This window comes from Pseudomonas sp. DP-17 (assembly GCF_022380625.1).
Lineage (GTDB): Bacteria > Pseudomonadota > Gammaproteobacteria > Pseudomonadales > Pseudomonadaceae > Pseudomonas > Pseudomonas nitroreducens_A.
Genome location: NZ_JAKSXG010000001.1, coordinates 423,681 through 447,757, shown reverse-complemented (window position 1 = coordinate 447,757; position 24,077 = coordinate 423,681). Strand labels below are relative to the sequence as shown.

The 24,077-nt window shown below is 65.4% G+C and carries 17 protein-coding genes; 16 read left to right on the top strand and 1 reads right to left on the bottom strand.

Annotated features, from left to right (window positions below; all coding sequences use genetic code 11):
- Positions 1–183: 183 nt before the first annotated feature.
- Complete coding sequence (locus MJ122_RS02030) at positions 184–9,774, top strand: retention module-containing protein (RefSeq protein ID WP_239742025.1); 9,591 nt, start codon at positions 184–186, stop codon at positions 9,772–9,774.
- A 178-nt stretch (positions 9,775–9,952) separates the two neighbouring features.
- The gene (locus tag MJ122_RS02025; protein ID WP_239742023.1) at positions 9,953–11,137 is read left to right on the top strand and encodes a thiolase family protein; all 1,185 of its coding nucleotides are present in this window, start codon (positions 9,953–9,955) and stop codon (positions 11,135–11,137) included.
- 220 nt (positions 11,138–11,357) lie between these two features.
- On the opposite strand, the gene MJ122_RS02020 is transcribed toward MJ122_RS02025, so the two are convergent.
- Positions 11,358–11,564, bottom strand: a complete 207-nt coding sequence (locus MJ122_RS02020) for a DUF6316 family protein (protein ID WP_088416640.1) — start codon at positions 11,562–11,564, stop codon at positions 11,358–11,360.
- A 292-nt stretch (positions 11,565–11,856) separates the two neighbouring features.
- Here MJ122_RS02020 and MJ122_RS02015 point away from each other — a divergent pair, with 292 nt between their 5' ends.
- The 14 genes from MJ122_RS02015 to MJ122_RS01950 all read left to right on the top strand — a co-directional run bounded on the left by MJ122_RS02015 (position 11,857) and on the right by MJ122_RS01950 (position 23,803).
- Positions 11,857–12,495 (top strand): peroxiredoxin, encoded by a 639-nt coding sequence (locus tag MJ122_RS02015; RefSeq protein WP_017517643.1) that lies wholly within the window; start codon positions 11,857–11,859, stop codon positions 12,493–12,495.
- Between the two features lie 198 nt (positions 12,496–12,693).
- Entirely contained in the window at positions 12,694–13,707 is a 1,014-nt protein-coding gene (locus tag MJ122_RS02010; protein WP_088416641.1) for an aliphatic sulfonate ABC transporter substrate-binding protein, read from the top strand.
- Positions 13,708–13,710: 3 nt separating this feature from the next.
- On the top strand, positions 13,711–14,535 hold the full coding sequence (locus tag MJ122_RS02005; protein WP_239742020.1) for an ABC transporter permease: 825 nt from the start codon (positions 13,711–13,713) through the stop codon (positions 14,533–14,535).
- Positions 14,532–15,284: an ABC transporter ATP-binding protein gene (locus tag MJ122_RS02000; protein ID WP_239742019.1), complete on the top strand. Its 753-nt coding sequence runs from the start codon at positions 14,532–14,534 to the stop codon at positions 15,282–15,284. The genes MJ122_RS02005 and MJ122_RS02000 overlap by 4 nt, the downstream gene beginning before the upstream one ends.
- Positions 15,285–15,513: 229 nt before the next feature.
- Positions 15,514–16,107 carry an NADPH-dependent FMN reductase gene (gene ssuE / locus MJ122_RS01995; RefSeq protein ID WP_239742017.1) on the top strand — a complete coding sequence of 198 codons (594 nt, stop codon included), beginning with the start codon at positions 15,514–15,516 and terminating at the stop codon, positions 16,105–16,107.
- Between the two features lie 134 nt (positions 16,108–16,241).
- On the top strand, positions 16,242–17,207 hold the full coding sequence (locus tag MJ122_RS01990) for a sulfonate ABC transporter substrate-binding protein (protein WP_239742015.1): 966 nt from the start codon (positions 16,242–16,244) through the stop codon (positions 17,205–17,207).
- A gap of 111 nt (positions 17,208–17,318) precedes the next feature.
- A complete protein-coding gene (gene ssuD / locus MJ122_RS01985; RefSeq protein WP_088416646.1) occupies positions 17,319–18,467 on the top strand; it encodes an FMNH2-dependent alkanesulfonate monooxygenase in 1,149 nt (382 codons plus the stop codon).
- Positions 18,468–18,545: 78 nt separating this feature from the next.
- Positions 18,546–19,334, top strand: coding sequence for an aliphatic sulfonate ABC transporter permease SsuC (ssuC, locus tag MJ122_RS01980; RefSeq protein WP_239742012.1), 789 nt, complete (start codon positions 18,546–18,548; stop codon positions 19,332–19,334).
- Positions 19,331–20,143 carry an aliphatic sulfonates ABC transporter ATP-binding protein gene (ssuB, locus tag MJ122_RS01975; RefSeq protein WP_239742010.1) on the top strand — a complete coding sequence of 271 codons (813 nt, stop codon included), beginning with the start codon at positions 19,331–19,333 and terminating at the stop codon, positions 20,141–20,143. Before ssuC ends, ssuB begins: the two co-directional genes overlap by 4 nt.
- Before the next feature lie 45 nt (positions 20,144–20,188).
- Entirely contained in the window at positions 20,189–20,404 is a 216-nt protein-coding gene (locus tag MJ122_RS01970; RefSeq protein WP_017517652.1) for a TOBE domain-containing protein, read from the top strand.
- Between the two features lie 245 nt (positions 20,405–20,649).
- Positions 20,650–21,069: an MAPEG family protein gene (locus MJ122_RS01965; protein ID WP_088416649.1), complete on the top strand. Its 420-nt coding sequence runs from the start codon at positions 20,650–20,652 to the stop codon at positions 21,067–21,069.
- A gap of 117 nt (positions 21,070–21,186) precedes the next feature.
- Positions 21,187–22,146: a DMT family transporter gene (locus MJ122_RS01960; RefSeq protein ID WP_088416650.1), complete on the top strand. Its 960-nt coding sequence runs from the start codon at positions 21,187–21,189 to the stop codon at positions 22,144–22,146.
- 188 nt (positions 22,147–22,334) lie between these two features.
- Entirely contained in the window at positions 22,335–22,856 is a 522-nt protein-coding gene (locus MJ122_RS01955) for an RNA polymerase sigma factor (protein ID WP_239742008.1), read from the top strand.
- A complete protein-coding gene (locus tag MJ122_RS01950; RefSeq protein WP_239742006.1) occupies positions 22,853–23,803 on the top strand; it encodes a FecR family protein in 951 nt (316 codons plus the stop codon). Before MJ122_RS01955 ends, MJ122_RS01950 begins: the two co-directional genes overlap by 4 nt.
- Positions 23,804–24,077: the final 274 nt, after the last annotated feature.

Here is a 24,077-nt window from a genome sequence, read left to right as displayed (position 1 = left end):
GAAAATGCGTGGCCAGCATGACAAAAAATTGTCGCTGGCTTTTTGATGCAAAAGCGCTAGCAGTCCTTTTTGCTCCCTTCGCAACTTTCTTCGCAGCATCCGGATACAAGCGTGCCGTGGCCTGTTTCGGTCAATTGCGCGCCGGTGGAACCGGCCGCGAGATGTGCAGCGGAGGAAGGACTCATGGCTACTTTGATGGGTGTCGTCAGCAAGGTAATCGGCGAAGTGTTTGCGGTAGCCGCCGATGGATCGCGTCGTCCTTTGGAACAGGGAGACAAGGTTTTTGTCGGTGAGCAGCTGGTCACCGGCGCCAATGGCGCGGTCGCGCTGAAGGTCGCCGGTGGCGGCGAGATCACCCTGGGCCGCGACAGCGCCCTGCCGCTGACGTCGCAGATGCTTTCCGCCGCGCACCAGGCGGAACAGGGTGACCAGGCAGTTGCCCAGCAACAGCCGGCAACGCCGACCCAACAGGACGTCACCGACGTCAAGGCCTTGCAGGCCGCCATCGCTGCGGGCGTAGACCCGACCCAGGCTGCCGAAGCCACTGCCGCCGGACCGAGTGCTGCGGGCGCCGCCAATGGCAAGCCCGGTGGCGGGCACTCCTTCGTCCTGCTGACGGAAGTCGGTGGGCACATCGACCCGGTCATCGGCTTCCCCACTGGGCCCATCGGCTCCGGTCCCTTGCCGCTGCGCGAGTTCGACGGTACGCCGGATGTACGCCCCGAGGCTGAACCGCCCGTGGTTCCGGTCGATGGCGTACCCACCGCCGGCCCGGGAGCGGCCAGCGTGTTCGAAGCCGGCCTGCCCGGCGGCCTGCCCAATGGCGCGGGTGAGGGCTCGACCTTTACCGGCAGCCTGGGCTACAGCTTCGGTGCCGACGGCGTCGGCAGCTTTACCTGGGGCACTGCCGGCCTGCCGAACCTCACTTCCGGCGGCGTGCCGCTGACCTACAGCGTCAGCCCCGATGGCCTGACCCTTACCGGTAGCGTCAATGGCGCTCCGGTGTTCACCCTGACCATCACCGACATCAACACCGGTGCCTTCGAGTTGAACCTGCAGCAGCCGCTGGATCATCCGCTGCCGGGCTCCGAGGACACCCTGACCCTCGAGCTTTCCTACACCATCACCGACGGCAACGGCACCCCCGCCGGCGGTACCCTTACCGTGGGCATCGTCGACGATGCGCCGCAGGCCAGCCTGTCCGCCGATAACGGCGTGGACGTCCTGCTGCAGACCCACGACGCCAGCACCGCTGGCGTGGCTTTCGACACCTCCACCGCCGACTACAGCTCGGCCTTCCAGGTGACCGCCAACTACGGCGGCGACGGCGCGGGAACCACCCAGCTGAGCTACAGCCTGAACCTGGTGGGCGGCAACGGCGCCGACTCGGGCCTGACCAGTGGCGGCGCCACTATTTACCTGTACAGCGTGGGCGGCGCCATCGTTGCCTCCACCTCGGCCAGCGCCGCTGGCATCACCGGCGAGAACACCATCTTCAGCCTGTCGGTGAACGGCAGCAGCGGGGTGGTCACCCTGACCCAGTACAGTGCCATCGACCATGCCTTGCCGGGCAGTGAAAGTGGTTATGCCAGCCAGAGCGTGGCGCTCGACTCCGGCCTGGTGCAACTGCAGGGCAACCTGACGGTCACCGACCGTGACGGCGACAGCGTTTCCTCCAGCAGCTCCATCGACCTCGGCGGCCGGGTCAGCTTCACCGACGACGGCCCGAGCATTGCCGTGGGCAACACCGAAGGCCTGCAACTGACGGTAGATGAATCGAACCTCGGACAGGACGCCACCAGCAGCGTGGCGGCGGGCGATCTGTTCAATGTGCAGTTCGGTGCCGACGGTGCCGGCTCGGTCAGCTACAGGATCGAAACCCAGGACAACACCGACAGTGGCCTGAAGGACACCGCTACCGGCAGCCAGATATTCCTGTTCAACACCGCCAGCGGCGTGGAAGGTCGTGTGGGTGGTGTGAACGGTGAAGTCGCCTTCCGCGTGACCCTCGGGCAGGACGGCAAGATCACCCTCGACCAGGTCCGCGCCCTGGTGCACCCGGACGACGCTGACTCGAACGACCCGCTCAGCCTGGGTCAAGGCAAGATCAGCCTGACCGCCACCGTGACCGATGCCGATGGCGACCATCAGAGCGCCAGCCTCGACCTGGGTAGCAAGCTGACCTTCCTCGACGACGGCCCGAGCATTGCCGTGGGCAACACCGAAGGCCTGCACCTTACGGTGGACGAGTCCGACCTGGGCCAGAACGCCATCAGTTCTGGCTCGGCGGCCGACCTGTTCAACACCCAGTTCGGTGCCGACGGTGCCGGCTCGGTCAGCTACAGGATCGAAACCCAGGACAATACCGACAGTGGCCTGAAGGACACCGCTACCGGCAGCCAGATATTCCTGTTCAACACCGCCGGCGGCGTGGAAGGTCGTGTGGGTGGCGTGAACGGTGAAGTCGCGTTCCGCGTGACCCTTGGGCAGGACGGCAAGATCACCCTCGACCAGGTCCGCGCCCTGGTGCACCCGGACGACGCTGATTCGAACGACCCGCTCAGCCTGGGTCAAGGCAAGATCAGCCTGACCGCCACCGTGACCGATGCCGATGGCGACCATCAGAGCGCCAGCCTCGACCTGGGTAGCAAGCTGACCTTCCTCGACGATGGGCCGAGCATTGCCGTTGGCAACACCGAAGGCCTGCAACTCACGGTAGATGAGTCGAACCTCGGTCAGGACGCCACCAGCAGCGTCTCGGCGGGCGACCTCTTCAACACCCAGTTCGGCGCTGACGGGCAGGGTTCGATCAGCTACAGGATCGAGACCCAGGACAACACCGACAGTGGCCTGAAGGACACCGCTACCGGCAGCCAGATATTCCTGTTCAACACCGCCAGCGGCGTGGAAGGTCGTGTGGGTGGCGTGAACGGTGAAGTCGCCTTCCGCGTGACCCTTGGGCAGGACGGCAAGATCACCCTCGACCAGGTCCGCGCCCTGGTGCACCCGGACGACGCTGACTCGAACGACCCGCTCAGCCTGGGTCAAGGCAAGATCAGCCTGACCGCCACGGTGACCGATGCCGATGGCGACCATCAGAGCGCCAGCCTCGACCTGGGCAGCAAGCTGACCTTCCTCGACGATGGGCCGAGCATTGCCGTGGGCAACACCGAAGGCCTGCACCTTACGGTGGACGAGTCTGACCTGGGCCAGAACGCCATCAGTTCTGGCTCGGCGGCCGACCTGTTCAACGCCCAGTTCGGCGCTGACGGGCAGGGTTCGATCAGCTACAGGATCGAGACCCAGGACAATACCGACAGTGGCCTGAAGGACACCGCTACCGGCAGCCAGATATTCCTGTTCAACACCGCCAGCGGTGTGGAAGGTCGTGTGGGTGGTGTGAACGGTGAAGTCGCCTTCCGCGTGACCCTCGGGCAGGACGGCAAGATCACCCTCGACCAGGTCCGCGCCCTGGTGCACCCGGACGACGCTGACTCGAACGACCCGCTCAGCCTGGGTCAAGGCAAGATCAGCCTGACCGCCACGGTGACCGATGCCGATGGCGACCATCAGAGCGCCAGCCTCGACCTGGGCAGCAAGCTGACCTTCCTCGACGACGGGCCGCACATCGCGCCCATCGAAGGTGGCGACCTGCAACTGAGCGTGGACGAAACCACCCTCGGCCAGACGGCGACCAGCAGCGGCCCGGTAGCCGAGCTGTTCAACGGCCAGTTCGGCGCCGATGGCGAAGGCTCGATCACCTACAGGATCGAAGCCGCCAACAACTCCGACAGCGGCCTCACCGATACCGCCAGCGGCCAGCGGGTGATCCTCTTCAACACCGCCAATGGGGTGGAAGGGCGCCTGGAGATCAGTGGCGAAACCGCCTTCCGCGTCACCCTCGGCCAGGACGGCAAGGTCACCCTCGAGCAACTGCGCGCGCTGGTGCATTCCGATACCAATGATCCCAATGACTCGCTGAACCTGGCCGGCAAGATCGCCCTCAGTGCAACCATCACGGACAAGGACGGCGACAGCGCAACCACTTCGATCGACCTGGGTGGCAAGCTCAGCTTCCTCGACGATGGTCCGAGCATCACGCAGGCCTCGGGGCACGACCTCCAGCTGACGGTGGATGAAACCAGCCTGAACCTGGATGCCACCAGCACTGCCAGTGTTTTCGACTTGTTCAACGCCCAGTTTGGCGCTGACGGTCCGGGGCAGATCACCTACAAGGTCGAGACCAGCGACAACACCGATAGCGGCCTGAAGGACACTGCCACCGGCAGCAAGATCTTCCTGTTCAACACCGCCACCGGCGTGGAAGGGCGCGTAGGAGGGGAAGATGGCACTGTTGCCTTCCGTGTGACCCTGGGGCAGGACGGCAAGATCACCCTCGACCAGGTGCGCGCCATCGTGCACCCGAATCCGGGCAGCAACAACGAGGGCGTCAGCCTCGACCCGAACACCCTGGCGCTGACCGCCACCATCACCGACAAGGACGGCGATAGCGCTACCACCTCCATCGATCTGAGCGGCAAGCTGTCCTTCCTCGACGACGGCCCGAGCATCACGCCGAGCACCAACGCCGACATCAAGCTGACCGTGGACGAGACCCACCTCGGCGTGCCGGATACCAGCAGCACGTCGGTCGCCGACCTGTTCAGCACCCACTTCGGTGCGGATGGCGCCGGTACTATCACCTACAAGCTGGCCGGCGCGGACAACAGCGACAGCGGGCTGAAAGATACCCAGACCGGTGAGAAGGTCTACCTCTACAACACCGCCGACGGCATCGAAGGCCGCCTGCAGGGCACCGACACCGTGGCCTTCCGCCTGTACGTGGACGGCGACGGCAAGGTCACGCTGGAGCAGCTGCGCGCCCTCGCGCATCCGGACACCAGCAATCCCGACGACCCCCTCAACCTGCCCGGCCAGATCACCCTGACCGCCACCATCACCGACAAGGATGGCGACAGCGCCAGCGCCCAGATCGACCTGGGCAGCAAGCTGACCTTCCTCGACGACGGCCCGAGCATCATTCCCTGCGTGGACGCCGACATCAGCCTGGAGGTGGACGAGTCCAACCTGTCGAACGACGCCCGCGTCGAAGTCAGCCTGGTGTCCCAGCTGTTCACGCCGAACTTCGGCGCTGACGGCCCGGGGACCATCACCTACAAGGTGACCACCGTCGATGGTACCGACAGTGGAGTGAAAACCACCCAGGGCGAGAGCATCCTGCTGTACAACGTCAATGGCACCGTGGTCGGCAAGGTGGCCGGCACTGGCGCCATCGCCTTCGTGGTCAGCGAGGACCAGGGCGCGCTGATGCTCGACCAGCGCCTGGCGCTCAAGCATCCCGACACCACCAACCCGGATGAGGCGCTGCGCCTGCCCGACGGCAAGATCACCCTCACCGCCACCATCACCGATGGCGACGGCGACAAGGCTTCGGCCCAGGTCGACCTCGGCACCAAGATGGTGTTCTACGACGATGCCCCGACCATCAACGCGAATGCGCAGGGCGCTCCCAGCCTGGTAGTGGACGAGACCAACCTGGCCAACAATGCCAGTGCGGACTTCTCCGGCCAGTTCAACGGCAACTACGGGGCGGACGGCCAGGGCTCGCTGACCTACAAGGTCGAAGCGGTCGCCAACGGCGCTGACAGCGGCCTGCAGACCAGCCAGGGCCAGACCATCCTGCTGTTCAACGAAGGCACCGGTGTGGTCGGCCGCGTGGGCGGCCCGGCCGGTGCAGTCGCCTTCAAGGTCACGGTAGCCGACGGTGTAGTGACCCTCGACCAGCAGATGGCGCTCAAGCATCCGAACGCCAGCAACCCCAATGACTCGGTGAGCATCGCCGGCGGCAAGATCAATCTGGTTGCCATCATCACCGATGGCGATGGTGACTCCAGCCGCGCCCAGCTTGACCTGGGCGGCCGTCTCACCTTCCAGGACGACGGCCCGAGCATCAGCGCCAACAGCCAGGGCGCGCCGGTACTGACGGTGGATGAAACCAACCTGGCGCTCAACGCCAGCGCGGACTTCAGCGGGCAGTTCACCAGCAGCTTCGGCGCCGATGGCGCCGGCAGCCTGACCTACCAGCTCAGCGCCGTCACCAACGGCATGGACAGCGGCCTGAAGACCACCCAGGGACAAACCATCCTGCTGTTCAACGAGGGCGGCAATGTCGTCGGTCGCATCGGTGGGGACCAGGGAGCCGTCGCCTTCAAGGTTACGGTTACCGACGGTGTGGTCACTCTGGACCAACAGATGGCGCTGCAGCACCCGAACGCCAGCAACCCCGATGACCCGGTCAGCCTGCTGAACGACAGGATCAACCTGGTTGCCACCCTCACTGATGCCGACGGCGATACGACCTCAGCCAGCCTCGATCTCGGCGGCCGGCTGACCTTCAAGGACGACGGCCCGAGCATCACCGCCGGCGCCGGCCAGGCACCGGTCCTGACAGTGGACGAAACCGTGCTGAGCACCGATGCCACCGGCAACTTCAGCGCGGCCTTCACCTCCAACGGTGGTGCCGACGGCGGCACTGTCAGCTACAGCCTGTCGGCGACCGACGGCACTGCGAGTGGTCTGCAGACCACCAGCGGGCAGAGCATCGTGCTGGTGAAGGTCAGCGACACCCTGGTCGAGGGCCGCGTGGGCAACACCAGCGGCGCGGTTGCCTTCAGCCTGACCCTCAACAGCGCCACCGGTGATCTAACCCTCGATCAGCGGCTGGCATTCAAGCACGCCGATACCACCAGCCCCGACGACCCGGTGAGCCTGCTGGGCAACAGGATCTCCCTGGTGGCGACCATCACCGACGGCGACGGCGATCAGCAATCCGCCAGCCTCGACCTGGGCGGCAAGCTGGTGTTCAAGGACGATGGCCCCGTGCTCATCGCAGGCGGCAGCGTGAGCGGTCAGGTCATGGAGGATGCGCTGACGGGCGGCAACCCCGACGGCGCCAGCGACACCACCACCGCCACGGGCTCGCTCACCAGCCTGGTGAACTTCGGCGCTGACGGCCCCGGTGCCTTCTCGCTGACTGGTGACTACTCCTCGCTGACCTCGCAGCACCTGACTTCCGGCGGCGTGGCACTGACCTACAGCGTGGTCGGCAACCTGCTGACCGCCATGACGGGCACCAAGACCGTCTTCACCCTGTCGGTGGATGCTGTGGGCAACTACGAGTTCAAGCTCGTCGGCCCGCTGGATCATCCGCTGCACAACGGCAGCGATGCCGAGCAACTGGCACTCAACCTCGGCGGCGTGATCAAGGCCACCGATGGCGACGGCGACCCGGTCAGCCTGGGCAGTGGCTCGCTGGTGATCAACGTGCAGGACGACCTGCCGGTCGTGCACAGCGAACCGCCGTGCCAGGATGTCGCCGACTCCCAGGGCTTCATCCTCACGGGAGCGCTGGATGTCAGTTTCGGCGGCGACGGCCTCGGGGCATTCGACCTGAGCGGCAACACGGCACCGGAGGGCCTGACCTACGTCGTCACCAGCCTGGCCGGTGGCGGTTCGCAGCTGACCGCCTATGACGACAGCAACCAGCCGTTCTTCGTCCTCAAGGTCAATGCCGACGGAACCTACAGCTTCGAAGTGGTGAACTCGCGACCGACCACTTCGGTGGAATACGACCTGACCAAGGTGTCCGCCGGTGGCCCGCAGCCCTCCATCGTCCTCAATTCCGATGGCCTTACCGCTACTTTCACCAGCCCGGGGAGCGTGGTGAACCCGTCCAACAATGGCATGGGCGTAGGTGGCAACAACCTGATCGATACCGGCGAGGTTCTCAACGTCTCGTTCAACGACAAGATCTATGACGTCAGCTTCGACGTGCAGAAACTCTCGGCCAACGACACCCTGACCTGGAACGTCTATGGCGAGGGCGGCACGTTGCTGGCCAGCGGCACCTACTCGCCTCCGGCCGGTACCGGGGAGGGCGATGCCATCCACTGGAACCTGCTCACCGACGGTCACTTCACCTCGGGCTCGGCCTACCAGTTGTCGCAGACCGGTTTTACCAGTGTCGTGCTCGGTAGCTCCAGCGGCGACTACCGCGTTGCCAGCATCGAAGTGAAACAGTCCGTGCTGCCCGAGGACCTGGACCTCAACTTCCACCTGGGCATTACCGACGGCGACGGCGACGCCACCAGCCTCAACCTGTGCCTGGACCTGAGCACGCCCAACCCGTTGCTGGTGGTGGGCAGCAATGACAATGACAGTGGCTCCTCCACCAGCCAGCACACCATTCCCAACCCCAGCGACGCCGACAAGAGCGGCGACATTCTCGGCGGCAATGGCAACGACGTGCTGGTGGGCGACAAGGGCGGCGTCTCGGTGTCCACCACACCGGGCAAGAACTACAACATCGCCCTGGTCCTGGATCGCTCCGGCAGCATGAACGAGCTGGGCGGGCCTGACCGGCTCACCTTGGCGAAGAACGCGTTGATCAATCTGCTTAACCAGGTCAAGGGTCATGATGGGGTGATCAACGTCGCGCTGGTCTCCTTCGCCAGCTCCTCGACCATCGCCACCCTGGCCGGGCTCAACAGCAGCAACGTGCAGGGCATGATCGACAAGATCAATGCGCTGACCGCCGACGGCAACACCAACTACGAGGCCGCGCTGAAGTCCGCCAGTGCCTGGTTCGCCGGGCAGGTGGGAGGCGGCGCGGATGCGGCGCACAACTACGTCAACCTGGCGTTCTTCCTCACCGACGGCAATCCGACAACCTTCAATGGCGACCTGACCAACTCCGGCAACAGCACCGAGTACAACGACGTGCAGAAAGCGCTGGTCGCCGGTGCCGACATGCTCAATGGCACCGGTGTGTTCGCCGGCGCCGACCATGTCTGGGTGAATGCCATCGGTATCGACGACGGCGTCAACACCAATATCCTGCGCTTCTTCGACAACACCAACACCGTTGGCACCGGGACCATCGACTTCGGCAAGAACGATGTCGCCGGCAATGTCGGCCAGCCGCAGATCATCCACACCGGCAGCGAACTGACGACGGCTCTGCAGGAGGGCGTGAGCAACGTCTCGCCGGCGCCGGTGGGTAACGACCATCTGGTGGGCGGTTCGGGCAATGACATCATCTTCGGCGATGTCATCAACACCGACGGCCTGTCCTGGGCCGGCCATGCCGCGGGTTCGCACAACGGCCAGGGCTTCCAGGGGCTGGTGGACTACCTGACCGCCACCAACGGCGGCGCGGCACCCACGTCCGGGCAACTGCTCGATTACATTGCCGCCCATGCCCAGGAGCTCAACGTCAGCGGTGACACCCGCGGCGGCGACGACATCCTCGAAGGCGGCGCCGGCAATGACCTGATGTTCGGCCAGGGCGGCAACGACAAACTGATCGGCGGGCCCGGCGACGACATCATGTTCGGTGGCACCGGAGCCGACGAGTTCGTCTGGAAATCCGGCGACACCGGCCACGATGTGATCAAGGACTTCAGCATCGCCGAACATGACGTGCTGAACTTCGCCGACCTGCTGCAAGGGGAAGCGGCTACGGCCTCGTCGCTGGCGCACTACCTGACCTTCTCGGTCAACACCGGCACCACCACCATCGGCGTCAGCCCCACCAGCGGCGGCGCCGTCACCCAGACCGTCGACCTGGCCAACGTCGACCTCGCCGCCAAGTACGCGGGCCATGCCGGTAATGGTGTGCTCTCGGCGGGGGATACCCAGACCGTGCTCAACGGGCTGCTGGGCGATCACGCGATCAAGACCGACACCGTCTGACCCTGTGTGAAACCCGTCGAAACCGCCGCCTTCGGGCGGCGGTTTCGTTTGCTTCCCGCCCAACGAGGGTGGGGGCACGGTCATACGGCTGGTGAATAATCGTCGCGGTGTGTCCTCAGCGGCGCTTATCCTCGGGCCACACCTTTCCTCAGTCCAACAACAAGCAACGAGGTTTCCCATGCGCGAAGTGGTGATCGTCGACAGCGTCCGTACCGGCCTGGCCAAGTCCTTCCGTGGCAAATTCAACATGACCCGTCCGGACGACATGGTCGCCCATTGCATCGACGCGCTGCTGGCGCGCAACAACCTCGACCCGCTGCTGGTGGACGACTGCGTGGTCGGCGCCGGCTCCAACGAAGGCGCCCAGGGTCACAACATCGGCCGCAACGCCGCCGTGCTGTCGCGCCTGGGCATCCACGTCGCCGGCATGACCCTGAACCGCTACTGCTCCTCGGGCCTGCAGGCCATCGCCATTGCCGCCAACCAGGTGGCTTCTGGGTGCAGCGACATCCTGGTGGCTGGCGGCGTCGAGTCCATCACCCTGACCATGGGCAAGCAGAACCTCGACAACTTCGTGAACCCGCGCCTCAAAGACGAATTCCCCGGCATCTACTACCCCATGGGCCAGACCGCCGAGATCGTCGCCCGCCGTTACAACGTCACCCGCGAGCAGCAGGACCTGTACTCCCTGCAGAGCCAGCAGCGCACCGCCCGCGCCCAGGCCGAAGGCCTGTTCGACGATGAAATCGTGCCGATGAGCGTGAAGTACCTGGTGGAAGACAAGGCCACCGGGGAAAAGAAAGTGCTCGACGGCGTGGTCGACCGCGACGACTGCAACCGCCCGGACACCACCCTCGAAGGCCTGAATTCCCTCAAGCCGGTGTTCGCCGAGGACGGCTCGGTCACCGCCGGCAACGCCTCGCAGCTCTCCGACGGCGCCTCCATGACCCTGGTCATGAGCCTGGACAAGGCCCTGGAACTGGGCCTGAAACCCAAGGCCTTCTTCCGCGGCTTCACCGTGGCCGGCTGCGAGCCGGACGAGATGGGTATCGGCCCGGTGTTCTCGGTGCCCAAGCTGCTCAAGGCCAAGGGCCTGCAGGTCAGCGACATCGACCTCTGGGAACTCAACGAAGCCTTCGCCTCTCAGTGCCTGTACGCCCGTGATCGCCTGGGCATCGACAACGAGAAGTACAACGTCAACGGCGGTTCCATTTCCATCGGCCACCCGTTCGGCATGACCGGCTCGCGCCAGGTCGGCCACCTGGTACGCGAACTGCAGCGTCGCAACCTGCGCTACGGCATCGTCACCATGTGCGTGGGCGGCGGCATGGGCGCCACCGGGCTGTTCGAAGCCGTTCGCTGAGCACGGCGGGCGAGGGCACCAGTCCTCACCTGGATGGCACCGACCGCTCCACGCAAGCGGTTCGGTGCCCTGAGAACCCCCGGCGGTGACGCCGGGGGTTTTTTATTGCCGGTGCCGGGAGCAATCTCGGCGCAGGGTTCGCTCGTCTGGTTGTCGGTCGGCAGAAAAACAAACCCCGGCACCGGGCCGGGGTTCCTGATCACAGCCTTGCTGCTCGCCGTTACTGCATCCGCGCAAACAACGCCGCGGCCTGCCGCATGCGGTCGATGTACTGCGCCACCTCGCGCTCGGCATCGAAGCGGGTGAAATAGGGCCCCTCCAGGGTCCCTTCGCGAGTAGAGAAGAAGTACTGGCCATTGACCGCACTGATGCGGTCGCTGCGGTAATGGGTGGCCGCCTGACTGTCGTTGACCCGTTGTCCCAACATGAACCCACCTCCCGAGCCAAAGAAATAATTAAATCGAGTGTATGCCGCAAAGCCGCGCCGTGCCTGGGCTGCAGAGGGCAGGCGACGAACGGCCAACGACTGTTTCAGCGGTGAAACACTCGCCGGCATGGGCTTCGTGCTCACTTGACTATGCTCAGTATCCGGCGGCGGTCGCCGTCGAGCAGGGTCCGGAAAAGAGAGATAATTCGGTTATAAGAAGATCGAAATATATTCTTTTTAATGCGTAAAGACCTTGTGCATAGTGGCTACCAACACGAACAAGGAGAGACCCATGAGCTTGCGACTTGGCGACATCGCCCCCGACTTCGAACAGGAATCCAGCGAAGGCCGCATCCGTTTCCATGAGTGGCTTGGCAACAGCTGGGGTGTTCTGTTCTCCCACCCGGCCGACTTCACCCCGGTATGCACCACCGAGCTGGGCCTGACCGCCAAGCTCAAGGATCAGTTCGCCGCCAAGGGCGTGAAGGTCATCGCCCTGTCCGTCGACCCGGTGGACTCCCACCTGAAGTGGATCGACGACATCAACGAGACCCAGAACACCGTGGTCAACTTCCCGATCATCGCCGACGCCGACCGCAAGGTGTCCGAGCTGTACGACCTGATCCATCCGAACGCCAACGACACGCTCACCGTGCGTTCGCTGTTCGTCATCGACCCGAACAAGAAGGTGCGCCTGACCATCACCTACCCGGCGAGCACCGGGCGCAACTTCAACGAGATCCTGCGCGTCATCGACTCGCTGCAGCTCACCGACAACCACAAGGTCGCAACGCCGGGCAACTGGCAGGACGGCGACGACGTGGTGATCGTGCCCTCGCTCAAGGACGAGGAAGAGATCAAGCAGCGTTTCCCCAAGGGCTACCGCGCGATCAAGCCCTACCTGCGCCTGACCCCGCAACCGAACAAGTGACTCTCCGCTCCCCATCCGGGGAGTCACTGTACGAGCAAACCTCGAGCGGAAATCGGGCCGGTCCGCCGGCCCATTTTTTATTCTTCATGCGCGGACCACGCCGCGCTTTTTTATTCAGCTCTGCTCTCTATCCGATCCATCCGATCTGACTTGCCCGCCAAACGGGAAGAAGACGCAAGCCCCGCCAAGGAGAAGACCATGGGTCATTCCACCTGGCGCCGCAGCCTGGCCGTCGCTCTTCTCGCGAGCCTGCCGATCGGCGCCTACAACAGTTCCGCCCAAGCCGCCGACGCACCGAAAGAGGTGCGTCTGGACTACGCCTATTACGCACCCACCAGCCTGGTGCTCAAGCACTTCGGCTATCTGGAAAAAGCCCTCAAGCCGCAAGGCACCGAAGTGCGCTGGGTGCTTAGCCAGGGCAGCAACCGCTCGCTGGAGTATCTCAACGCCGGCAGTACCGATTTCGCCTCAACCGCGGGGTTGGCCGCCGTGCTCAGCCGCGCCAATGGCAGCCCGCTGAAGACCGTGTACATCGCCAGCCGGCCGGAGTGGACCGCGCTGGTAGTACCCAAGGATTCGCCGCTGAAATCCGTCGCCGACCTCAAGGGCAAGAAGATCGCCGCCACCAAGGGCACCGATCCCTACCTGTTCCTCCTGCGCAGCCTGCAGCAGGCGGGGCTGGACAAGAACGACGTGGAGATCGTCCACCTGCAGCATCCTGACGGCCGCGCCGCGCTGGAGCAGGGCAGGGTGGACGCCTGGGCCGGCCTCGATCCGCACATGGCCGCCAGCGAGCTGCAGGCAGGCTCACGGCTGCTGTACCGCAACGTCGACTTCAACAGCTACGGCGTGCTCAGCGTCACCGAGCAGTTCGAGCAGGAACAGCCGGCACTGATCAAGCAGGTCATCGCCGCCTATGAAGAGGCGCGCCAGTGGGCCGTGGCCCACCCGGAGGAGACCGCGAAACTGCTCGCCGAGGAAGCCAGGCTGCCGCTGGAAGTGGCCAAGCTGCAACTCTCGCGTACCGACTTCAGCAAGCCGCTGCCCGGCGCCGAGCAGGTCGCCGCACTGAAGGCCGCCGCACCGATCCTGCTGGACGAGCAACTGGTGCGTCCGGGGACCGATGTCACCGCCGTGGTCGACCAACTGATCGCGCCGCAACTGGCCGGCGAGGTGATCGGCAAACCCGCCGTCGCCAAGGCGGGGCAATAATCCATGCCAACCCAGAGCCTGCCCCTGGCCCGCCAGCGTCGGGCACTGAAACTGCGCTGGCCGCGGCTGGGCTGGCGCGCCTGGCTGGTGCCGCTGCTGCTGTGTGCGACGCTGGAGCTGTCGGTGCGCGTCGGCTGGCTCGCCGAGCACCAGATGCCGGCGCCCAGCAGCGTCGCGCTGACACTCTGGCAACTGGCCCAGGGCGAGCTCTGGAAACATGTTGCCGCGAGCCTGGCGAGGGTCACTGCCGGATTCTTCATCGGCGCAGCCGCTGCCGTGCTGATCGGCACCTGGGTGGGCCTCAGCCAGCGCGCCGAGGCTTACCTGGAGCCCACTTTCCAGGCGCTGCGGGCTATTCCCAGCCTGGCCTGGGTGCCCTTGCTGCTGCTCTGGCTGGGCATCGACGAAACCCCGAAGATCGTACTGATCGCCCTCGGCGCGTTCTTCCCGGTGTACCTCTCCCTGGTGGCCGGCGTGCGCAACGTTGACCGCAAGTGGGTGGAGCTGGGCCGGCTGTATCACCTGTCGCCCTTCGCGCTGGTGCGGCGCATCCTTCTGCCGGCGGCGTTGCCCAGCCTGTTCACTGGTTTGCGCGGCGCCTTGAGCCTGAGCTGGATGTTCCTCGTTGCCGCCGAACTGATCGCCGCTACCCGCGGCCTGGGCTACCTGCTCAGCGATGGCCGGGAAACCTCGCGGCCGGACATCGTCATTGCCGCCATCCTCGTATTGGCTGTGCTCGGCAAGCTCAGCGACGGCCTGCTGAAGGCGCTGGAGCAGCGCGCGCTGGGCTGGCGCGATACCTTCCTGGGCAATGGAGAGAGTCAATGAGCGCCCTGCTGGAACTGCGTGATATCCGCAAGAGCTTCTCCGGCGTGCGCGTGCTGGACGACGTCAGCCTGAGCCTGGCGCCGGGCGAGGTGGTCAGCCTGCTGGGCCCCAGCGGCTGTGGCAAAAGTACCTTGCTGCGCATTGCCGCCGGGCTGGACGACGAATTCGCCGGCTCCCTGGAACGCAACCCGCTGCTGGGCTTCGGCCCGGATGGCGACAGCGGCCGTGGCGGTGGTGGCGTTGGCGTGGTGTTCCAGGAGCCGCGCCTGCTGCCCTGGCTCACCGTGGCGCAGAACATCGGCTTCGCCGACGGCTGGCTGGCGGACGACCACCGCATCGAACACCTGCTGCGCGACGTGGGCCTGGAAGGCAAGGGCGGCCTGCTGCCCAAGCAGCTCTCCGGCGGCATGGCCCAGCGTGCGGCCATCGCCCGTGGTCTCTACGGCCGGCCGCAGGTGCTGCTGCTGGACGAACCCTTCAGCGCCGTGGACGCCTTCACCCGCATCCGCCTGCAGGACCTGATCCAGCAACTGGCGCTGGAGTACGACATCAGCATCCTGCTGGTCACCCACGACCTCGACGAAGCCTTCTACCTCAGTGATCGCGTCCTGCTGCTGGGCGGCACACCCAGCCGCCTGCGCCGCGAATTCCCCGTGCCGCTGCCGCGCCCGCGCGACTGTCGCGCCGTCGAGCTGGCCTTCCTGCGCGGCGAAGCGCTGACCGAGCTGCACCAGTCCCACGTCATTTGATCCCGCGCACTTCGTAGGATGGCGTGGAGCGAAGCGATACCCATCAAATCGCGAACGACATTTCCACATGGGTATCGCTTCGCTCCACCCATCCTACATATAAATCTAAAATGCATAACTAAATGAATAAATAACATTTATTGGAATATGCGGAGGGCTGTTAAGGTCTATGCATATGGTTAGCAGGACGGCATTTGTACCGGCCTGATCGTTATAAGGAAGCGTGCGGATGTATGTAGTCACCCTTGCCGGCAGCCCGAGCCAGCGTTCCCGTTCCGGTGTGCTCCTGGATATTGCGCGGAACTGGCTGCACGCCCACGGCGCCGAGGTGCGCTCCTACAGCGTGCACGACTTCCCGGCCGAGGATCTGCTGTACGCGCGCTTCGACAGCCCGCGGGTGGTCGAGCTGATCGAGCAGGTCCTACGCGCCGATGGCCTGGTGATATCCACCCCGGTCTACAAGGCGTCCATCGCCGGTGCGCTGAAGGTCATTCTCGACCTGCTGCCGGAGCGGGCGCTGGCGCACAAGGTGGTGCTGCCCCTGGCCACCGGCGGCAGCAACGCGCATATGTTGGCAGTGGATTACGCGCTCAAGCCGGTCCTCGCCGCATTGAAAGCCCAGGAAACCCTGCACGGCGTGTTCGCCGAAGAGGGCCAGGTGCAATACCCCGAGGGCAATACCCCGGCGCGCCTGGAATCGACCCTCGAACACCGGCTGCTGGAGTCGCTGGAACAGTTCCACGGCGCCCTGGCGCGCCGACCCAAACCCATCGACCCCAACCTGCTCAATGAGCGGCTGATCAACGCCCGCTGGAGCATCTGACCGACAACACCCACGCAGGTGAACGCCAAGCCCCGACCCGGCAGGCGCCCACTGCGTCACTAACGAAAAGGCCCTCACCGTCCCGACAACGGGACCGCAGGTCCGGCAAGCACACTCGATGAAGGAGCACTCCCATGCGGACCCTCACTTTGCGTAGTGGACTGGCGGCCCTGCTGATCGCGGCCCTGTCCTACAACGCGCAGGCGGACGAACAGCCCGGCACCCTGCGTATCGGTTACCAGAAGTACGGCACCCTGGTGCTGCTCAAGGCCCGCGGCACACTGGAGAAGCGCCTGGCCGAGCAGGGCGTCAAGGTGCAATGGACCGAATTCCCCGGCGGTCCGCAGCTGCTGGAAGGCCTGAACGTCGGCAGCATCGACTTCGGCGTCACCGGCGAAACCCCGCCGGTGTTCGCCCAGGCCGCTGGCGCCGATCTCGTCTACGTCGCCCATGAACCGCCGGCGCCGACCAGCGAGGCGATCCTGCTGCCCAAGGGCTCGCCGATCCAATCCGTCGCCGAGCTCAAGGGCAAGAAAGTCGCCCTGAACAAAGGCTCCAACGTGCACTACCTGCTGGTGCGCGCCCTGGAGAACGCCGGCCTGAAATACAGCGACATCCAGCCCGTCTACCTGCCGCCGGCCGACGCCCGCGCCGCCTTCGAGCGTGGCAGCGTGGATGCCTGGGTGATCTGGGACCCGTACCAGGCCGCCGCCGAGAAGCAGCTTTCCGCCCGCACCCTGGTGGATGGCACCGGCCTTGTGGATAACCACCAGTTCTACCTGGCGACCCGTCCCTATGCGAACCAGCACCCGCAGGTGATCACCACCCTGATCGACGAGGTGCGTTCGGTGGGCGAGTGGTCGCAGCATAACCCGCAGCAGGTGACCGACCAGGTTGCGCCGCTGCTCGGCCTGCCGGCGGACATCACCTTGACCGCCGTGAAGCGCCAGGGCTATGGCGCCCAGCCGATCACCGCGGAAGTCACCGCAGCGCAACAGAAGATCGCCGACACCTTCACCGGCCTGAAGCTCATTCCCAAGCAACTGAGCATCAAGGACGTGGTGTGGACCGCGCCAGCCAAGGTCGCCGCCGCCCAATGATCCCTACGTAGGAGCGGACTCTGTCCGCTCCTACGAAAACCGCTGGACGTACAGCGAATCCCATCATCGCGCGGCTACGCCACGCCGGCGCGCTTATCTGGAGTTACTGCGATGAGTCTCGACATCTTCTGGTTCCTGCCGACCCACGGCGACGGCCACTACCTGGGCACCGCCGAAGGCGCCCGCGCCGTGGACCACGGTTACCTGCAACAGGTCGCCCAGGCCGCCGACCGCCTCGGTTTCGGCGGCGTATTGATCCCCACCGGCCGTTCCTGCGAAGACTCCTGGCTGGTCGCCGCCTCGCTGATCCCGGTGACCCAGCGCCTGAAGTTCCTGGTCGCCCTGCGCCCGGGCATCATTTCCCCGACCGTGGCTGCCCGCCAGGCCGCCACGCTCGACCGGCTTTCCGGCGGACGCGCGCTGTTCAACCTGGTGACCGGCGGCGACCCCGACGAACTCGCCGGCGACGGCCTGCACCTGAGCCACGCCGAACGCTACGAAGCCTCGGTGGAGTTCACCCGCATCTGGCGTCGCGTACTGGAAGGCGAGACTGTCGACTACGATGGCAAGCACTTGCAGGTGAAGGGCGCCAAGTTGCTCTATCCGCCGATCCAGCAGCCGCGCCCGCCGCTGTATTTCGGTGGCTCCTCCGATGCCGCCCAGGACCTCGCCGCCGAGCAGGTCGAGCTGTACCTGACCTGGGGCGAGCCGCCGGCCGCCGTCGCCGAGAAGATCGCCCAGGTGCGCGAGAAGGCTGCGAAACAGGGCCGCAGCGTGCGCTTCGGCATCCGCCTGCATGTGATCGTCCGCGAGACCAACGAGGAAGCCTGGAAGGCCGCCGACCGCCTGATCTCCCACCTGGACCAGGACACCATCGACCGCGCCCAGGCGTCCCTGGCGCGCTTCGATTCCGTCGGCCAGCAGCGCATGGCCGCCCTGCACGGCGGCAGCAAGGACAAGCTGGAAGTCAGCCCCAACCTCTGGGCCGGCGTCGGCCTGGTGCGGGGCGGCGCAGGTACCGCGCTGGTGGGTGATGGCCCGACTGTCGCGGCCCGTGTGAAGGAATACGCGGAACTGGGCATCGACACCTTCATCTTCTCCGGCTACCCGCATCTGGAAGAGTCCTACCGGGTCGCCGAACTGCTCTTCCCGCACCTGGACATCGCCCGTTCGCAGCAGCCGCAGGCACGTGGTTACGTCAGCCCGTTCGGCGAGATGGTCGCCAATGACATCCTGCCCAAGGCGGCATCGGCGAGCTGACCAGACCGTAGGGCGAATAACGCGCAGCGTTATCCGCCATCGATCCAGAACGGCGGATGAAGAATCCGGAGAGAAGAGATGAGTGTTTCCAACAACCTTTCCCAGCGCCTCGCGCCCTGGGCCCTGCCGGTGGGCCTGCTGCTGATCTGGCAGCTCGCGGTGGAATTCGGCTGGCTGTCCAGCCGCATCCTCCCCGCACCCAGCGCCGTGGCCGAGGCCGGCTACCACCTGGTGGTCAGCGGCGAGCTCTGGCAGCACCTGGCGATCAGCACCTGGCGCGCCGCCGTTGGCTTCCTCATCGGCGGCAGCATCGGCCTGGTGCTGGGGCTGATCACCGGCCTGTCGAAATGGGGCGAGCGCTTCCTCGACAGCTCGGTGCAGATGATCCGCAACGTGCCGCACCTGGCGCTGATCCCGCTGGTGATCCTGTGGTTCGGCATCGACGAGTCGGCGAAGATCTTCCTGGTCGCCCTCGGCACGCTGTTCCCGATCTACCTCAACACCTACCACGGCATCCGCAACATCGATCCGGGCCTGCTGGAAATGTCGCGCAGCTACGGGCTGTCGGGGTTTGCGCTGTTCCGCCAGGTGATCCTGCCCGGCGCGCTGCCCTCGATCCTGGTGGGCGTGCGCTTCGCCCTGGGCTTCATGTGGCTGACCCTGATCGTCGCCGAGACCATCTCCGCCAACTCCGGCATCGGCTACCTGGCAATGAACGCCCGCGAGTTCCTGCAGACCGACGTGGTGGTGCTGGCGATCCTGCTCTACGCCGTACTCGGCAAGCTGGCCGACCTCGCCGCTCGCGGGCTGGAACGGATCTGGCTGCGCTGGCACCCGGCCTATCAGGTCAAGGGAGGTGCGGCATGAACGCGGTCCACAACCTGCCCAAGCAACTCAAGAAAGGCATCCCGCTGGCACTGGAAAACGCGCGCAAGCGCTTCGGCGAACGCGAGGTGCTCAAGGGCATCGACCTGCGGATTCCCGCCGGCCAGTTCGTCGCCATCGTCGGCCGCAGCGGTTGCGGCAAGAGCACCCTGCTGCGCCTGCTGGCCGGGCTCGATGCAGCCAGCGAGGGCCAATTGCTGGCCGGCTCCGCGCCGCTGGAAAGCGCCCGCGAGGAGACTCGCCTGATGTTCCAGGACTCGCGCCTGCTGCCCTGGAAGCGGGTGATCGACAACGTCGGCCTCGGTTTGAAAGGCGACTGGCGCCCGAAGGCGCTGGAAGCGCTGGCGGCGGTGGGGCTGTCCGACCGCGCCAACGAATGGCCGGCGGGCTTGTCCGGCGGGCAGAAACAGCGCGTGGCCCTGGCCCGTGCGCTGATCCACCAGCCGCGCCTGCTGCTGCTCGACGAGCCGCTGGGCGCGCTGGATGCCCTGACCCGCATCGAGATGCAGCAGCTGATCGAAGGTCTCTGGCAGCAACATGGTTTCACCGTGCTGCTGGTCACCCATGACGTCGCCGAGGCCGTGGCCATCGCCGACCGGGTGATCCTCATCGAGGACGGCGAGATCGGCCTGGACCTCAACGTCGACCTGCACCGGCCGCGCGCGCGTGGTTCGGCACGCCTGGCCGCGCTCGAAGCCGAAGTGCTCGAACGCGTGCTGTCGCTGCCGGCCCAGCCGCCTGAACCGGAACCTGTTTCCCCACTGCCCACGCAATTGCGTTGGGCGCTCTGATCCACGTTCATCCGTGAAAACCCCATTCTCCCAAGGAGCTACGCCATGACCATCAAAGCCATCAACGTCCGCAACCAGTTCAAAGGCACCATCAAGGAAATCGTCGAAGGCGATGTGCTGTCGGAAATCGATGTGCAGACCGCCGCCGGCATCGTCACCTCGGTGATCACCACCCGTTCCGTGAAAGAGCTGGAACTGGCCATCGGCAGCGAAGTGATCGCCTTCGTGAAATCCACCGAGGTCTCCATCGCCAAGCTGTGAGTGCGGCGCTGGACAAGAACGGGCAGGCCGGAAACGGGCTGCCCGTTTTCTTTTTCGCTGGCGCGGTTTTCCCAATGGGCGTAGGAGCGGACTCCGTCCGCGATCGATTCCCGGCCACTCCGAGCCGGCCGGTGGCACATCGCGGACGAAGTCCGCTCCTACCCCGTGCCACCCTTGTGCAGGCTAGAGCAATTACTCTACCTCCCCTAGACTCCGCTCAAACCAACAAGAGAAAGGAGTCCCGCATGTCCCTCAGCCCCTCTGCCTTCGCGTTGCTCGGCCTGGTCGCCTGGACTGTGCTGCTGGTCCTGCTGCTGGTCAATCAGCGCGGCCTGCTGGTGATGTCCGGCCGCATGAAGGTCAACGCCTTCGCGGCCGACGGCAGCAACACCCCCGGCACCTTCGGCCAGCGCCTGGCGCGCGCCCACGCCAATTGCGTGGAGAACGTACCGCTGTTCTGCGCCGTGCTGCTCTATGCCATGGTCACCCAGCAGACGGTGATCACCGACCCGCTTGCGCCGACCCTGCTGGTGGCACGCATCGTCCAGTCGGTGGTGCATCTGGCCAGCACTTCGGCACTGGCGGTGTGGGTGCGCTTCGCCGCGTTCCTCGTCCAGCTGATCATCCTGATCTGGTGGCTGTTGCGCCTCTCGACCCTGATCTGACTGGCAGCGACGCAGCGTCGTCGGCGGATGACCGGAACAGTTGCGCAGGCCAACTGTTCCTATGGGGCGATACCGCCATGACTTAGCATGGCGGACCGCACACGCGTCGAGGCTCCCATGCACGTTTCATCCGGCCGCTGGCAATTCGGCCTGTTTCTCGCCCTGGTCACCGCCGTCCTCTGGGGCATTCTGCCGATCAAGCTCAAGGAAGTCCTGAAGGTCATGGACCCGATCACCGTCACCTGGTTTCGCCTGGTGGTTTCCGGTGGCCTGCTGCTCATCTACCTGGGCTTCACCCGTCAGTTGCCGCGCTTCGCGCCGCTGGGCAAGCGCGGCAAAGGGCTGGTGCTGGTCGCCATCCTCGGCCTGACCGGCAACTACGTCTGCTACCTGATCGGCTTGCGCATGCTCACCCCCGGCACCACGCAACTGGTGATCCAGATCGCGCCGATCCTCCTGCTGCTGGGCAGCCTGTTGGTCTTCAAGGAGAGCTTCAGCATCGGCCAGGCACTGGGTCTTGCGGTGCTGATCGCAGGCTTCGGGCTGTTCTTCAACCAGCGCCTGAGCGAGCTTTTCGGCTCGCTCGGCGAGTACACCACCGGTGTGCTCATCGTGGTCTTTGCCGCCTTCATCTGGACCTTCTATGGCCTGGCGCAAAAGCAGCTGCTGACCCAATGGACCTCGGTCCAGGTGATGATGGTGATCTACCTGGGCTGCGGCGCGCTGCTCACGCCCTGGGCGCATCCGCTGGAGGCGCTGGAGCTGTCGCCGCTGCAGGGCTGGCTGCTGCTGGCCTGCTGCCTGAACACCCTGGTGGCCTACGGTGCCTTCGCCGAGGCGCTGGCGCACTGGGAGGCTTCGCGGGTCAGCGCGACCCTGGCGATCACCCCGCTGGTGACCTTCGCCTCGGTGGCGCTTGCCGCCTCGCTGTGGCCGGATTTCGTCCTGCCCGAAGACCTCAACGGCCTGGCCTATGTCGGTGCGCTGCTGGTGGTCGGCGGCTCGGCACTGACCGCACTGGCGCCTTCGCTGTTGCGCAGCTACCGGGCGCGAAGGGCGCGTATCGCCAACGTCTGATTCCGAGGAAAGGCCGCCGTAGGGCGGCCTTCTGCTATCCATTGCTCGCGTGCGACTTCATTTTTGTAAATGATATGTATTATCATTTGTGTCATTCGATGGTTGTCGGGGCCCAGGGCCTCGGTTCGGGGGCGAAGTGGCAGCGGGCAACAGCAGGGCAGGGCGGCGACGCCGGGAGGCGTGCGTCGATGGATGAGCGCTTTTCCCGTTCGGTATCCCAGGCCTATCGCTCCTTCCACGGCGAGTTGCTGCGCTTTCTGCGCAAGCAGCTGGGCAGCTCGGCGGACGCCGCGGACCTCGCCCAGGACACCTTCGCCCAGTGGCTCAAGTCCTCTTCGCGGCATGAAGTGGAGCAGCCGCGCGCCTTCCTGTTCCAGGTCGCGCGCAACCTGCTGCGCGATCACTGGCAGCGCTCCCGGCGCTTCACCAGCGAGCCGGAAACGGCCAGCGACACCGACCAGCAACCGGCCGCCGAAGGGGGCGAACCCGTGGTGCAGTTCGAGCGACAACGTTATCTTCGCGAGCTTTCCAGGGCATTGGACAGCTTGCCGCCACGGCGTCGCGAGGCGTTCATCCTGCACAAGTTCGACGGCCTGTCGCAGCCCGAGGTGGCCAGGCGCATGGGGATCTCATTGAGCATGGTGGAGAAGCACGTCGCCAGTGCGCTGTTGCATTGCAAGCGTCAGGTTCAGGGGGAGGGCGAAGCATGACGCCGCCAGAAGAGCGCCAGCGCGTGATCGACGAACTGGCCGCCAAGTGGTTCAGCCGTCAGCGCTCGGGTGCCTGGGATGCACGCGAGCGGCAGGCCTTTGCCGACTGGTTGGCGGAACACGCTGCCCATGAGTGTGCTTACCGCGAAATCGAACAACTGTGGACTGACCTCGACCAGGTTCGTCGGCCCGCGTTCGCACCGACTCGCCGGCCTGCGCTGCCCTGGCGCGGGCTCGCCGCCGCCAGTCTGTTCCTCGGCGCATTGTTGTTGGCCAACGACTTCAGTGGCGGTCGGCTGGCCGATCCGCAGCAGGTGCAATCCACTGCGCCAGGCGAACAGCGTGAGGTAACGCTGAACGACAACACGCGGGTATTCCTGGCGGCGGATTCGGCGCTGCGGGTGGATTACTCCAGCAGCTTCCGCGATGTGCAGCTGCTGCGCGGCGAAGCCTATTTCGAAGTGACCCACGAGGCTGACCGGCCTTTCCGCGTGACCGCCGGCGATAGTCGAGTGCGGGTGCTCGGCACCGGCTTCGATGTGCATCGCGAGGGTGATGGACTGAGTGTCGCCGTGCGCCACGGCAAGGTGGCGTTGCAGGCGCAGCTCGACGCGCCAGGTGAGCAGACGCTGACGGCTGGCGACCGGGCCCGGTTGTCGAGCGGAGCAGGGGAGGCGCAGGTGGACCGCGTGCCCGTCGCCTCCATCGCCGCCTGGCGTGACGGCATGCTCGCCTTCCGCAACCAGCCGCTGGGTGCTCTGGTCGACGAGTTGTCGCAGTATCGCGCAGCGCCCATCCGCCTGGGCGATGAGCGCCTGGCGAACAAGCCCATCTCCGGCAACGTGCGCCTGGCTCGCCCGGACGACTTCCTCGCTGCCCTACCGGTGCTGCTGGACGTGCGCGTGCAGCGCAAGGCCGACGGCAGCGCCGTCATCCTGCCGCGCTGATCGCTTTTTTTGTAGGAGCGAGCTTGCTCGCGAACGTGTTTCCCGGCAGCACCCGAGCTGGGCCGGTTCGCGAGCAAGCTCGCTCCTACGAAAATCCCGAATCCCGAATCCCGAATCCCGAATCCCGAATCCGCTCGCACGTGCTCGGAATCTTTTTTTGAGAAATATTTTTATTTGCAGGTGTGGTTTTTTCTCGAGTGACGGTCTTCCCCGTCATTCGCTGCGAAACGCGCAGCGCTTTTCGACCCTGGGGAGGGCCTTGCATGCAGTCTCG